We start from the raw sequence: 15453 nt of genomic DNA, 5'->3' as shown, positions 1-15453 counted from the left end.
CTAAGTGCTAAATGTTAATTTTCTGTTGAAAGTGAATTAATTAATGAATCAAGAATATTGAAAGCTTTATTAGCCTTTTGTAACGAATCGTATGTTTGAGAATATGAATTGTCATCAAGATTTTCTTGTTTAACTGAAGCTTGATCATAGTAATTTTGTGCTTCGTCTAGTTTTTGCAAAATATCAAAGTATTTTGATGATAGTTTGTTTTCAATTTGTTGTGCTTTTTGTTTGATTTTGCTTACTTTTTTATTATATAAATTCTCAATAACTAGATTTATCTTATTTTGTGTTGATATTATAGCCTGGATGAAGTCATAAGCATTTTTGCTTTTGTTTGTCATATATCCATTTCCATCTTCATAATACTCTCTTAATTGTCACTCTATTCATCAACCTAGTTCTTCATGTTTTGCATACAACTCAGCAACCTCTTGATGATTTGCTTTAATTTCATCTTCTCTGCCTATTTTTATGAAATCACTATTATCCATTGATGAATAATTTTGAAGTGAACTAATCGATTGATTAAAATCACTATTCTGTCTTAGCTCATTTAATAGAGAATCATTCACATTATCTTGCTGTAAACTATTTATTAAATTCTCATAACTTGATGCAAGATGTTTTATTCTAGTTATAACTGTTCCATCTTTATCTGTGTGTAGAAGAATAAATGTGTAAAATAAACATTTTTTAAGTGTTTCGATTGCTTCATTTGGATCATCTTTTCGATCTTCTGCTAAATAGTCACTGTAGTTTATACATGTGTAATCTTCAAACAATGCTTTTTTAATTAGAGCATATTTATTTTTTAATTTTGAAACAATCTCTTCTTTGTTTTGTTCTCAATTAGGATATGAACTATTTAGATCAAAAAAGTCTAAGAATAATTCAAGTGATTTGAATTGTTTTAAATCTTCATTCTTGATTTCGTTGTAATGTTCGACAACTAAATTGCTAATATTTCGATATAGTTCTAGGTATTCATTTCGATTGTCATCATCTGCATAATTTACTATTTTTGTTCAACTAGCAGTTTTGTTATATGCTTGTTTAATAGCGTCTAAATCTTGCTCATTGTATGCTTGCTCGATTTTTTTGTAATTAGTATCGATTTTACCAATAATGAACATATGATATCATCCTCTTTTTTCGAAATATTCAGAGTCTTCAGCGCTTCTTCACATGTCAAAAATGTTTCAACTAGCAATTTGATACAGTTCTGAACTAATGTTACTAAATTTAATTACATAATCATCGGCAACCATTTTTATAATCGCATCTTTAACATCTTGATATTGAGTAGAAGTATTGTAAGAAGCTATTTTTTGTTTTACATCTTGAATATCTTGTTCGACATTAGCTAAGATTCCATGCAAGTCGCTAACATCATTATTTTGTTTGTATTTATTTCAAGTATCAGTTGTATCAACTAAGGCTTTTGTTACTTGTGCTAAAGCAAAAGTGTTAGCAAGTCCTGATTTAAGTGTTGGGTATTCTTGTTTGACTTGCTCCTTAGTTTTAGCTTCAATTTGGGCAATATTGTTAGTTAAATTCAAGTAGTGTGGATAAGCATATAAATAGGTATTTGCTAGAGCTCAAGTTTTAGCTTTTGAAACATCCAATTGTAAGTCTTCATTATCTTTTTCATCTAGAGCAGTTTGGTAATCTAAACCTAGTTGTTTTAAAGTCTGGCTGACAATATCTTTGTTACCGTTGTCATTAGCTTGGCTAAGAACTGTTTGGTCATGGTTTTGAATTTTGGCTTCTAAATCAGTCACGTAACCAGGTTTTGTGTCAGTGTATTTTGATAGAAAATCATTATTAATTTCAGTCTTATTATCAAAGTATTTTTCTACTTCTTTAGCCAATCCCAATTTATTAGCAAGCGAAGTTGCTAATTGTTTCAACTGATTGAAACTCGAATTTTTGCTATCTATTACGCCTAAACTTGTTGTAAGAGTAGGTTGCAATATATTCTTAGCCAGTTCGCTGGCAGTTGAAGAGTCATTGTAAAAATCATTAGCCTCAGTGTATTTTTGGCGCGTTAATGAACGTTGTGTTTCAGTTTGAATAATACTTTGATAGTCACTAAATGCATTAGCAAGCTTAGTTTCATCTTTATCTGTAACTTTGTTACCATTTAGCAACTCGTTAGCAATTTTTAGTGACTCAGTGATGTTATCATTAACTGCTGTAACAACTGATTTTTCTAGACTATTATCAGTCAGTGTTGGAAGTAAGTTTTGATTATTTTTAAACAAATTACTTAAATCAGAAACTGATTTAGCAACTTTAGTTTTGTTGAAAATTAAAACAAGTTTATCTTTTAAGTTGTCGAAGTTTAAATCAGGGTTTTGGTTTATTGTTTGATTAACATCATCAATTATATTTTTCAATGTCTCAAGTCGATTGTTTCCAATGGCTTGGCTGTTTTTTGTAATTCAATCTTGTGCTTCATTACATTTATCTTGAAGTTGAGCTTTTGAAATTGAATTAACTGCTATTTTCAAAAAATTGTTAATGTTTATTTCAGTTTGATTCGCCTCATTATCTAAGATTTTTGATTGTAAAATCTTGTCTTCAATTTCTTGGATTTTAGTATTGATTTCACTCACTAACTGTTGACGCACTTTAGCTTCTTCTAATTTGCTATTTAAAGTTTCTAAAGCTTGATTGTTTTGCGTTTGGAACTGACTCACTTCATCTTTTTTAGCATTTAAACGAATGTGATTAAAATCATTTTCTAGGGATGAAACTACATCTGACATTGCTTGTGAGTTTTTGTTATTTTCATCCAAAAGATTATCAATATTAGTTTGTGCTTGAGTTTTCTTATCAGTAATTTGAGTCTTGTATTCATCGGAAATGCTTAGATTTTGTTCTAACCAGGTATCAATTTCTATCTTTTCTTTTTCAAATTCTTGATAACTTAGTACTTTGTTGCAAGCATTTTCTAAATTGGCAGCCGCATTGGCATAAGTTTTTAATTCTTGATCTTTTAAGTTACTATTTTCTTGTAATTTTTGAGTCAAGTAATTTTTAAGCTTTTCATTGGTTAAAGTAGTTAGTAATTGCGAAACAACATTATGTTGTTGCTCGTATCACTTGTGTGCCACATCAGTCAAATTGTTCATTCTTTGTTTGATAGAATCCATATTTTGAGTCAAATTTTGCACTCTTAGATCATATTGCTTGCTATCTTGGCTAATTAAATTATCATTATCTTTAATAGCTTTAGTTAGTTCCTGGATTAAGCTCTTTAACTCATCAGTTGACTCGTTTGGCATTGCACTAACAAGGAAGTTTTTTAGTTTTTCAGCTTGCAACAGAGTTTCATAATATTGATTCTTAGACTTAATTAGTCTTCTTTGATATCAATATTCTAGCTCACTTGAAATTTTAGCTAGTGAATATGAAGAATTCTGTAAATCAGTGTTACTTGAATCTTTTGTTTGAATATTGTTATCAATTAATTCTTTAGCTTTTGGTGCTAAATCATTAGCACCTTCTTGTTGTGCTAAATACGCGTATATTTCATTCGTTTTTTTGCTTGCTAACTGATATTTATTATAGAAAAAGTCGTGCTCAACTTCGTCATTAGTTTTTTGTAATTTCTTAACTTCGTTTCAGCAACTTTCATTGTTAGTTAATTTAGGATAGATTTCATTATTTGCATTTATGGCATCTGTGATTTTATCTTTAAGATTTTCGTTCAAAACATTATTTGACTCGTCTAATTTAGTTTTTATGTCCAAAGCTCTATTTAGTTGTTCTTCATTTGCCTTATTAACTTGTAAGTATTCTTCTTTTCGTTTTTGAAGACTTGTTATTATTGCTGAAAGATTATCATTTTTTGCTTGAATGGTTTTATCATTGTCATCTGCTGCAAAAAAGTTGCTTGTTATTGTTTTTTGAATTGGATCATTTTGCAATTTCAAGTCTAAAACTAACTGACTAGCAGTTTTGAAAAGCGATTGGTTTTGTTCTTTTAAATTATTTGTTTGTGCTAATGAATAATCATCTTTTAATTGATTAAATTTTTGTTCCAATGATTGTGCATACTTCAAAATAATGTTAATATCTTTATTTTTGTATGCTTTGTTAATAGAATCCAAATCATCGGCTATTTGCTTTTTAAGTTCTTGCCAACTTTGCGGTAGTTTATTACCAAAAACTTGCTCAATATACTCTTGAATAGTTTTTACTAAGCTGTCATTTTCGTTTTTGGCATCATTAAGTTTTGAAACATCGTCCAAAATTTTTCTTAATGCTTCAAATGCATCACTTAACATCTTTTCTAAATATGCACTTTTTTTCATCAACTGATTTTTGATCGTAACTTTTATATTGCTTAGAAACTTCTTCATAAATGTTACGCAACACTTCAAATCCCGGTTGATCTTTGTTTTGTTCCAAAAACGAGTCAACTTTATTAAGAATTTGTTCTAGTTTTGTGTAAACTACTTTCACTCTTCTCTTAGTATTGTTATAAATAAGGTATGCAATACTTATTGAAATTGCTATTAAACTTAAAGTGCTGACTGAAATCAGCATTTTGCTGCTTTTTCTCATTTTTTCTCCTTATACAATGCAAAAATGTAGCATTGCCATACATAAATTGTAATGCTTGTAAAAAAAAAAAAAAAAGTGTTAATGTTTATTAACAATCTTGACACAAAAAACGCTGGCATTTAGTACTCAAATACTTACTTGTTTATTTATTAGTTATTTCGGATGAATTAACTCTTTGTGCTATATAATTATTGTTATGAAAAATGAAAGTAATAAAGAAAAAAGTTTTCTAAAATACATTGTTATTGGTTCTATTTTATTAGTGGGTTCAATTATTTCTTTAATTGCAATGTTTGCACACTTAAGATAATCAATTCTTTAAGACATTCGCTAAGGCGAGTGTTTTTTTGTCAAAAAAACGCGAGTAATAAGCTCACGGTTTTTTATACTTATGTTTAGTGTTTACTTGGATTTTAGTGTTGTGACAAATTCAATCCTTCTAATGTTTTGGTTCAAGTATCGTTAACAATTTTTGCTTGTTCTTCTGTTATGCTGTTAAGTTGTGAAAAAACAGGCTCTAACTGAGATTTAAGTGTGTCTCAAATTCCAAGTGATTTGTATGCTGTTACAAGTTTGTCAAGTGTTACTCTTAATTTGTCTCTTTCAGGTGTAGCAGATTCTTTTTTGTTTCCACAAGAGATTACTGGTGCTGAAATAGCAATAACTGATGCTGAAACTAATCCCATCGCTATCAGAGTTTTTTTAACTTTTGTCATTTTTTCTCCTGATTTTAAATTTAAAAAACATGTAAATCCTCTTGTATTTGCAAAATAAAGTAACAAGAGTAGTCAAAGAAATATTAACTAAAATAAACTTCATGAAATCTGAATATAGGAAGTCAAAAAACCAACATTTATCTGATTATTTTTGAGGCATTTCCTGCTTTAAAAAGCTTCTAAATCATATATTAATTTAGAGTCATTTTTTGTTTGTTGGTGCTTTTTTCTTATTTCAAACCAATGGAGTAGTATTTTACTACATTGTTAAAAAAGTGAAGTTTAAAAGAAAAACACAATTTTTGTGCCTTTTTAGGTTAATTTTTGTTGCTTTTGTGTCAGGACAAAGAAAAAGTGCCCGACAGGCACTTTAACTAGAAATTATTATTTGTTTCTTTTGTTTTTGGCTCTAACTAGTCCTAGTGAGTAAATTGCAGCTCCTAAAACGATGAATGGTAATGTTGCTAGAGTTCAGATCATGTATTTTCTATTTTTGATTGCTTTAGCTTTGTTTTTGCTTGCTTCATCATTGAATTTATCGAATGCTTCTGCTTTAGCTTTAACATCATCTAAAGTTGCATTTGTTTCTGAATCGGCTTTTACTAATTCTTGTGAATCAGCTAAGTTTTGTTTGTATTCAGCTAAACTCTTAGCAGATAAGTGTTTTAGGTTGTCTTTGTCGATTTGTTTATTAGCAATAGTGTCTTTTAATTTACTCATTGCTTGATTTAAATCAGTAGCTTCTTTATTTAAATCATCAAATGATTTTTCACCTTGGTAAGCTTCATTTATTAATGCAGCTTTTTGACCCTTATTTAGATGGTTGAAGCTTAGTTTAGCAAATTTATCTCCCACTGTTTGACCGCTTAGCGCTTTTAGAAGATTTTCTAAGGCAACTTTGATTTGTTCTGGAGTAGCACTTGAGTTTTTGTAAACGTCTAATGCTTCATTTAGTTTTGATTCTAAGAAGTCTGAGCGATCTTCTAATTCCATTGCAATGTTAATTGTTTCAGTTAGAACATTTTTATTAACAGCATCTTGTAATTGTGATTGTGCTTTTGTAATTTCAGCACTGGTTGCGTTAATATCATTCAATACTAAATGAGCTCTGTTAATAGCAGGAGTTAAGTCCATTGATTTTGATTGAATTTCATTTGCTGAAACTACTAGAGTTTTAAGTTCTTCTTTTTGTGAAGAAATCATTGTGACAACTTCATTTGCTAAATTGTATAGATCATCAGCACTCGGAGCATTTTCAACTTTTTGTCCACTTACTTGTTTCAATGCTTTATCTAGATTTGTGTTAACCTTAGTTTCTAGTTCTTTTGCTTTTGCATCAATAGCTTCATCAATGTAAGGTTTTACTGATTGCAATAATTCTACATTGGTCATGTATGCATTATTTTCAGCTTTTGTACTTAGTTTTGCTTCTAAATCTTGCAATTCTTGTACTGTTGCCGGCATTTGTGCATCTAGATTGTGTTCTGAGTCTGAAGCATGTTTGTATTGATCTAAAACATTGTTTACTTCGTTTAAAGCAGTTTGTAAATCGTTTGATTTTTTAGCAATTGTTTGTACTTGATCAACTGCTAGTTGTAGTAGAGCAGCTTGTGCTTGATTTTCAAGTGCGCTAGTTCACTTGCTTATTGTTTCATTTGTTAGTTCATCGCTAGAATTTAGAACTAATTTGTCTCCACTGATTGAATCGATACCTTTTGAAGCGTTAAATACACTGTCAACACTTGGATTTGGAACAACAATGTTATTTTTGTAGTTGTTTCATTTGCTGATGTAGTCTAGCAAGTTAATTGCATTTTGCAATTGGTTATATGTTGTTTGATAGTCATCTGTGTAACCATTTGCATAAGCATTGAAGTCACTTTCTAGTTTAGGTAAAGCATTAGGTAGATAGTCTTCATATCCTTGCAATTGTGTTAATAATTTTGCCATTCTTGCAATATTTGTTTGTCTTTGTAAATCATTTGCTTTAGCAACGATTTCACTAGTAATTTGATTGTTTGTGATTGCTTGTTGAATATCCTGGATTGCTTGTTGTTGTTCTTGAGTAGGGTTTTCAATGTATTTCTTAGCATTATCAACAATAGTTTGTAGTTCTGAAGCTAAATTGGTTTGTTCTTCTTTTCCATCTAGAAGATTATTTAGTTTTTGTGCTTCGTAGTTGTATCAAGCAGCACTTAGAGTTTGTTCGTTATTGTAGATCGCTTTAGCTAGAGTTAATTCTTTAGCAACACTGTCTTTCTTAGCTTGTTCTTCATCATTTTTAGCGTCTACTGATAGATATAGTTTTGCTTTATTAATAGCTTTTTGTAAGTCTTCAGCAAGCATTGCTTTATCTAAATTTTTTAATGCTTCGCTAACGTGTGTTGCTTTTGTTGGAACTTCATATAGATATAGAGTGGCTAAATCAATTTGAAGTTGTAATTTAGGAGTTGGGTTAGCGATTTCATTTGCTTTAGTTACTAAATTACGTAACAATTCTTTGTCAACAACTAAATTCAAGTTGTCAGCTGCTTTATTTCAATCATTAATTACTTGCGAGCTTTGCAATACATTTTGTGCTCTTTGAATATCTCTTGCTAAATCTTTAGTAATTTGTGATTGAGCATGCTGTGCTTTTTCGATTGCGGTTTTTAGTTTGTTTTGCTGTAATTCTTGCACTAATGTTTTGTGTGCTTCTTGTAATGCTGTTGTGTTAGATTCAGCATTTTGTAATGCGTTTTGTGCTTCTGTAACAGCTTTTCTTAAGTTTGATGATTGCGCGCTTAATTGGTTTGCAACAGTGACATTGTTTGTCATTTTTGAACGTAGAATTGCTTTTTCAAGATCACTGATTTGAGTATTAACTTCTTCACTTGTTGCATCATTAGATAATTCTTTAGCACTTTGTAATTGTTTGCTTAGTTCATCAGTTTTGTTTGCTAATGGATCTGCTTCGCTGATTAAACTTTGAAGTTGTTCCATTGCCTCAGATTTTGCTTCTAGTTCTGCATTGTAAGCTGATAGTAATTCTTCAGAAGCAACTGTGTAATCATTTTGAGTAAGTGCTTTGTTTTCGTATGTTGTTTGTGCTTTTTTATTTTCAGCATCTAAAGCAGTAGCTAGTTTTGGTAAAGTAGCAACTTTTTGTAATACTAATGCCAATCTATTCGAAGCAATTGCATATTTTAATTCAGTTGTTTGGTTTTCAACTTTTGTATTGTTAGCAGCAAAATCTTGATTGTTTAGAATTGCTTCTTTTTGGTTGTTTACTAATTGTGTACTTGCATCAATTGCAGTTTGTAAAGCACCTGAGATTACTAAGATGTTGGCTTGTGAAACTGAGTTTGCTAATTCATTAACTAATAGGGCTGATTTGATTTGGTTTGCTAATGTTTGCACTTCTTCGACACTTGGTTGGTTTGGATTTGCAACATATTCATTAGCTTTGGCAATTAATGAGTTGAATAAATCAGTCAATGTTGAGTTAATTGCTTGAGATTTTAGTTCTTGGTTATAAGCATCAAGTTGAATTTGTAAATCGTTTAATTTTAGGCTTGGTGCTGCATCATTAATTGCTTCATATAAAGCACGAGTAATTAATAAATCAGAACTTGAGTTTAGGCTTTTTGCCATTGCATAGTAAGGAATTGAGTATAGTAATTCACTTGCTTTTGTTTGTCAAGTTTTTAGTTCTGAAGAAGCAGGACTAATTTTTTCAACTTGGTCTAAACTTTTGTCTAAAACATTAACTTTATTATCTTCTAGGTAGTATTTTGTATATGCAAGAGCTTTAGTTAAATCAGAAACTGAAGCATTTTCGTCATTAACAATTGCTTGTGCACAGTCTTTTAATGAAGTAGGTGTTTTGTGAATTCAAGCATTGTGTTCTTGTCCATCTTTGATTATGTCGTTTACTTCATTTCTTAGTAGTGCTTTTTGTAAATTATTATATTGAGTTGCGATTTCTTCAATTGTAGCATCTTGTTTTGTTAACAATTGTTGAGCATTTTGTAGTTCAGTATTTAATTTATCACTCTTAGCATCCTGGCTAGCATTAACTTCATTTACTAATTTGGTTAAATCACTTGCTGAATGTTTGTAAATTAAAGTGTTGAAGTAGTTGATTGTAACAGCATTTTTGTCTTTTAATAAGTTATTTTCTTTTAAGAAGTTTGTGTAGGCTGTTAGTAATTCTTTTGCTTTTGACAAGAAATCTTGTGTTTTGGTTGAGTCTTCTAAAACATTATTTAGGAGTTGTTTTGCTTCATTATTTAAGCTTGTTACGTTTTCAGGAAGACTATTTTCTTCTTTATCAATTGTATCTGAAAGTTGTTGTAGTTCTTGAGTAGCTAAAACTTTGAAAATGTCGTCAGTAGCTTTTTGAATTTGAGCTGCTTTTTGACTATCTTCTAACATTTCTGAATTGAATGTTGTTAGTAAGTTTTTAGCATTTTGTTTAACTTCGTCTAAGTGGTTTAGTCCATAAGCAGTTGAAGCTACTTTTAAAGCAGTTTGTAATTTAGCTTTGAGTACAGCTAATTTTACATTAGTTGTTAATTGATCATAATATTGAATTGTTTCACGCGAAGGAGCAGTGTATCTTTTTACATTTTCTAAGAATAGTTCGTATTGTTCATTGTATGCAAAGTCAATAACTGATTTTAGATCTGAATTAGCATAGTAATTTTGGTCGTTATTTTCAATTACTCAGATACTTGCTAGATTAATAGCGTTTACTAAGTTAGTTCTGCTTATTTGTAATTCAAGTGCTAGCGCTTGTTGGCTGTAGTTTTGTCCATCTTTTGCCAAAAGTGCTTGTGAAGTAGCAATTTCTTGTACTAGTAGTGGGTTTTTATTTTCTATTGCTAGTGCTTTATCTAAAGCTAGATTTAAACTGTTTTTAGCAGTTGCTGTTTGGATTTGGCTAATGATGTTGTTTAGATTTTCAACACTTTCATCAATACTATTAGCAGCTGAAGCAATAACTTGTGAAAGTTGTGAGCTTAGTCCTTTATCTAAAGTGGCTTGATTGTTAGCATTAGTAATTGCTTGTTGTAATTTAATTTTGATTACTACTTGTTCAATTGCTTGAGTTGCTTTTTCAAAGTCACTTGCTTCATAACTATTGCTGTCGTCTAACATTTTCTTAGCTTCATCTAAAACTAATTTAGCAGCTGAATTTCATTGATATTGAACATTTGCTAAGTAAGTATCTTGTAGTTGTTTATAAGCTGAAGATCTTGATAGTGCATAGTTAGTTAAAGCATTTTGTAACATTGAAGCAATTTCAGTTGCTTTCTGATTGTCAAGGTTTGTATCTTCTAAAGCTTTGTTTGCTTGTTGTAATTCATTTTGCAATGCTTTAGCTGCCAATTGATCCTGGTTAACTCTATCAATTTCATTGCTAATAATGTCTTGGTTTTCAGCTAAAACTAAGCTTGCAATAACATCGTTTGCTAAGTTTTCATCAGTGCTAGTTAAATCAGCAAGTTTGTTTTGAGCTTCTGTTACTGCTTTGTATAGATGTAGACCAAAGTGTTCTGAGTTTTGTTTGTTTGCTAATTCTAAGTATGCTTCGTTTAGTTTAATTGCTCTTTGTAAACTTTTAGCAGCATTTTGATAATCTTCGGCTGAACGGGTTGCTCTTTGTGGATTTGCTAAGTAATCAGTAGCTTTTGTGATGTTTTGTTTTAAATTGTTTGACTTGTTAACTACATCATAAGCATCTTCTAAAGCATCATATAGTGGTTGTTTTGCTTCGGCATCTGTAATTCTTGCTGTAATTACAAGAATTTCTGCTTCTGTTACAGCATCTTTTTTAGCCAATTCTCTTGCAAAGTACAATTTGCTTTCTAGATATGGGTTTGTTTTGTCATGACTTGCATGGATTAGAACATATAAAGCATTTTTAACTAGTGCACTGTCAATTTTAGCAATAGCATCTGAAACCATTTTTGGACTGATTTCACTATCAGCAACTTCGATAACTTGGCTTGCTTCATTAATAGCTTCTTTAGTTTCTGCTTGTAAATCAGCAACTTGATTTGCCTCATAAACTTTTTGTACTAAAGCATCTTTAGCAATAGCAACAAATAGACTGAAGTAAGCATTTTGATAGTCTTCAGGACTTTGATTTTCTTTGTTAGCAACTTCATTTGCTTCAGTGATTTTAGCAGTTAAAAATTCTTTAGACTTGTCACTATTAACAGTATCTTGAGCAACTGAAATTAAGTTTAATAGTCTTTGTTTTGATTTATCGACTTGTGAGTTGTATGTATTTAATGTGTTTAATGCTTCTTGACCTCAAGCTCTTCATTGACTTAGAACTCTTGTTTGCTCGTTTAGTCTTTGTTTTGCAAAACCTAATGCTTCTTCAAGAGTAGTGTTTCTAGTTTGAACTTTTTCAATTGATTCTACAGCGTATAGTAATAGGTTCTTTTCACTTAAAAGTACTAAATCCTGGTCTGCTTTTTCGATTTCTTGAACTGAATTTGAAGATGAAAGTAGTTGTTCTAGATTTGCTAATCCTTGACTTACTTGGCTTGAAATTGGATCTTGAGATAGATTAGTTTGTTTAACTACTAATTCAATATCTTGTTTTGCTCCATAAACAGCATTTGCTAGATTTAGTTGGTCAGCTTTTTGGTTAAGTTGTTCTTCAGTAGCACCTTCTTGGCTTAATGCTTCTTTTGCTTCAGTAATATTTTGTTTAAATGTTTCTAAAGCGGTAGAAAGTTTTGCTTTAACGTCACTATTTTCTTCTAAAGCATCAACTTTTTGATCTGCTAATTTTGCACTTGCTTCTGCTTTTTCAACTGCTAATTCTAAGTTGTTTTTGTTGTATGCCTGTTCGAAATTAGTTAAAACTTGGTCAACTGCACCTTCAGTTTTGTAAACATCATTTAAATTTTGAAGAGTTGCTTGAACGCTAGCTACTGATTGTGAAAGTGAAGCACTTTGATTTTCTACTTTGCTTGCTTTATCTAATGCTTGTTGTAGTTTTGTTTCATAGAATACTTTTGTTAATTCGTCAACTGCAATTTTTAAATCGCTGCCACTTACTGTTTGGCTTGCTACTTTTTCAACATAAGGTTTTAAGAATTCTTCTTTTTCGCTTGTTAGTGATCTAATATTGTCAATTTGTTTTTGTAATTCTTGTTTTAGTGAATTTAAATATGACTGTGAAAATTCAGTTGCTTCTTTAACAATTGAATTTAATGTTTCTTGATTTGCATCATATGTTAAAAGAGTGTTGGTAGCAACTTGTTGAACTTTTTGTAAGTATTCATCTTTTTTACTTTGTTCTAGATCTAAAGCATTAATGTCATTTTTAGCTTTTTGTTTGTCTCCATCCAAAGTAGCAAATGCTTTCACAACAGCGCTAGTTTTAGCTGATAATTTGTCAACTTCAGAATTTACTTGTTCGATTGATTGACTTGGATAACTACGTGCATTGAAAGTTTGATCTGCAGTTGCTAAAGAACCTAATTGACTCAATAAACCATTGAATACTGAGTACTTATCTTGAGTTGAAGAGTCACGTAATGTTTTGTATTTATCTTCACTACGAACTTTTGCATAGTCTTGATATGCTTGATTAGCATTGTCTAAAGCAGTAATGTAAAGTTTTGTAGTTTCTAGACTTGAATTTAAAGTTTCTAAGTTTTGAGCATTTGCTAAAACTAAGTTTAAAAATCCTTTAATATCATCTGACAAGTCTGAGTTCTTAACAACTTCAAGAGCTGATTTTAAAGTGCTTAGACCATCTAAAGCTAATGATGCTGATTGATAATCGTTTTGAGCTTTTGATACAAGTTGTTGGTTTGCATCATTGTTAGAATATGAAACACTCCCTTGATCGTCAGTATTAAATTCTGGTGCTAAAGTTTGTAATGATTGCTTGATTTCACTTGTTTTTGCACTAAATGATGTTTTAGCATTTTCACTAGCAAATTTTTTGTTTAAAGCTTCTAATAATTTAACATCTGCACTACCATCAAAAATTGCACTAACTTCTGAATTGCTTTTAATGTTTGTTTGTGTAGTTGTAGCATCATCAATTTTGTTAATTAATTGTTGTGCTTCGTTTGCTAGTGAAGCATAAGCGTTAACGGCGTCAAATCATTTTTTTCCACCGTTTGTGAAATTTTCAACTTTGTCTTCACGAATTTTAGCTGCAAATGTCTCTTCTTTATCTCCTAATCCTGCATTAGGTAAATAATCAAGAACACGTTGTCTTGCCGCTTCTAAAGTTGCATTGTCTTCTGAAGTTGTTGCAGACAACATTGCTCCTGATAGGGCAATTGTTGAAATAACAGCAGAGCTACTCAATAAAACTTTTTTGCTTTTACTCATTGTTTTACTCCTAAATAAATTAATGTTTTGTAAACATAAATAAAAATGTAATTTTTAATATCTTTAATTATACATTACTTACAGCCTTTAAATGCTTCGAAATTTGACTATTTAGCCATTAAAAACAAAACAATTTCAATTTTGAAAACAATTCATTTTTTTCAGTCTTTTTAATTTTTTGTTGCACTATCAAACAGATTTAATATTTTTATAAAAGCGGTTTTTTGTGTAAAAAAAACACTGAAAAAACTACTTTTTAATTTTTTATCAATATTAATCAGGACAAAGACCGCTAAAACGATGCATTAGTTGAGTCTTTTACATATAAAAAATTGATAATATCAATTTACATTTGTAATAAAATTAGGTTACAAATATGTATAAATAATTTTTAAAGAGAAAGGAAACTAACTATGAAAATTTTAGTAGTTGGAGCAAACCACGCTGGAACATCATTTTTAAGAACTTTAAAAACTGTTAATCCTGATGCTCATGTAGTTGCTTATGACCGTAACAATAACACATCATTTTTAGGATGTGGAATCGCAATCTGAGTTGGGGGAGAATTTACTGATCCTGCTGGATTATTCTACTCATCACCAGATATTCTAAGAAATGAGTACGGAGTTGATCTAAAAATCAACCATGAAGTAATTAAAATTGACCGTGCAAACAAAAAAGTAGTTGTTAAAAATGTTTTAACTGGTGAAGAGTTCGAAGATAGTTATGACAAACTAGTTTTTGCTGGAGGAACATGACCAATCGAACCTCCATTCCCAGGACGTCAATACAAAAACATTTTACTTTCAAAACTATTCCAACACGCTGAAGAAATCGTTGAAAAAGCTAACGATGAAAAAATTAAAGATGTTGTTGTTGTAGGAGCAGGATACATTGGAGTTGAATTAGTAGAAGCATTCCACCAAAAAGGTAAAAATGTAACTCTAATTGACCTACAAGACAGAGTAACACCTAACTACTTTGATAAAGAATTTACAGATGTAATGGAAAACAACATGAAAGCTTCTGGAGTTAAATTACATCTTGGTGAATCAGTTAAAGAATTCAAATCAAAAGATGGAGAACACGTTTCAAGTGTTGTTACTGACAAAGGTGAATACAAAGCTGATTTAGTAATTCTATGTATCGGATTTAAACCACGTACAGATGCTATTGACGGAGTTGAAAAATTACCAAACGGAGCAATCAAAGTTGATGAATTCCAAAGATCAATTTCAGATCAAGATATTTATGCAATCGGAGATTCAGCTGCAATGCAAAACGTTGTTCTACACAACTACGCACACACAGCACTTGCAACAAACGCAGTTAAATCAGGACTAGTTGCTGCTTTACACCTAGCAGGACTAAACGTTCCATTCCCAGGAGTTGCAGGAACAAATGCTATTAACGTATTTGATTGTCACTATGCATCAACTGGACTGACAAAACAAATGGCTCTGAAACTAGGATTTAAAGAAGACGAAGTTGCTGAATCATCATGAACAGACAACGACAGACCAGAATTTATGTCAAACTATGAAAAAGTTTCATGTAAAATCGTTTACAACCCTAAAAACTTTAAACTTTTAGGAGTTCAAATTGGTTCTTGAGGTAAAGCAATCCACACTGAAGTAATTTACATGTTTGCTTTAGCACTACAAAAAGGATTAACACTTCCAGAAATCGCTCTAACAGACGTTTACTTCTTACCACACTTCAACAAACCATTCAACTTCTTCTTAGTTCCAATGCTACACGCTTTAGGTCTAAAATACAAAAAATAGTTAACATAGCTTAAAGA

The 15453-nt window shown here is 30.6% G+C and carries 5 protein-coding genes; 1 reads left to right on the top strand and 4 read right to left on the bottom strand.

All coding sequences use genetic code 4. From position 1 onward, the window contains the following. Window positions 1-14: 14 nt before the first annotated feature. The 4 genes from ACSH40_RS01265 to ACSH40_RS01250 all read right to left on the bottom strand — a co-directional run bounded on the left by ACSH40_RS01265 (window position 15) and on the right by ACSH40_RS01250 (window position 13649). Complete coding sequence (locus ACSH40_RS01265) at window positions 15-4325, bottom strand: hypothetical protein (RefSeq protein WP_438341747.1); 4311 nt, start codon at window positions 4323-4325, stop codon at window positions 15-17. Beyond that, window positions 4240-4578 carry a hypothetical protein gene (locus tag ACSH40_RS01260; RefSeq protein ID WP_438341746.1) on the bottom strand — a complete coding sequence of 113 codons (339 nt, stop codon included), beginning with the start codon at window positions 4576-4578 and terminating at the stop codon, window positions 4240-4242. Before ACSH40_RS01260 ends, ACSH40_RS01265 begins: the two co-directional genes overlap by 86 nt. A 413-nt stretch (window positions 4579-4991) precedes the next feature. Next, window positions 4992-5294 carry a hypothetical protein gene (locus ACSH40_RS01255; protein ID WP_438341745.1) on the bottom strand — a complete coding sequence of 101 codons (303 nt, stop codon included), beginning with the start codon at window positions 5292-5294 and terminating at the stop codon, window positions 4992-4994. Between the two features lie 384 nt (window positions 5295-5678). Then, the gene (locus ACSH40_RS01250; RefSeq protein ID WP_438341744.1) at window positions 5679-13649 is read right to left on the bottom strand and encodes a hypothetical protein; all 7971 of its coding nucleotides are present in this window, start codon (window positions 13647-13649) and stop codon (window positions 5679-5681) included. A gap of 413 nt (window positions 13650-14062) precedes the next feature. Here ACSH40_RS01250 and ACSH40_RS01245 point away from each other — a divergent pair, with 413 nt between their 5' ends. Next, window positions 14063-15436 (top strand): FAD-dependent oxidoreductase, encoded by a 1374-nt coding sequence (locus tag ACSH40_RS01245; protein ID WP_438341743.1) that lies wholly within the window; start codon window positions 14063-14065, stop codon window positions 15434-15436. Window positions 15437-15453 lie beyond the last annotated feature (17 nt).

Source organism: Mycoplasma sp. 3341 (assembly GCF_051549855.1).
In the GTDB taxonomy this organism is placed as follows: domain Bacteria; phylum Bacillota_I; class Bacilli_A; order Mycoplasmatales; family Metamycoplasmataceae; genus Metamycoplasma.
This window is presented reverse-complemented; position numbering and strand designations above follow the sequence as displayed.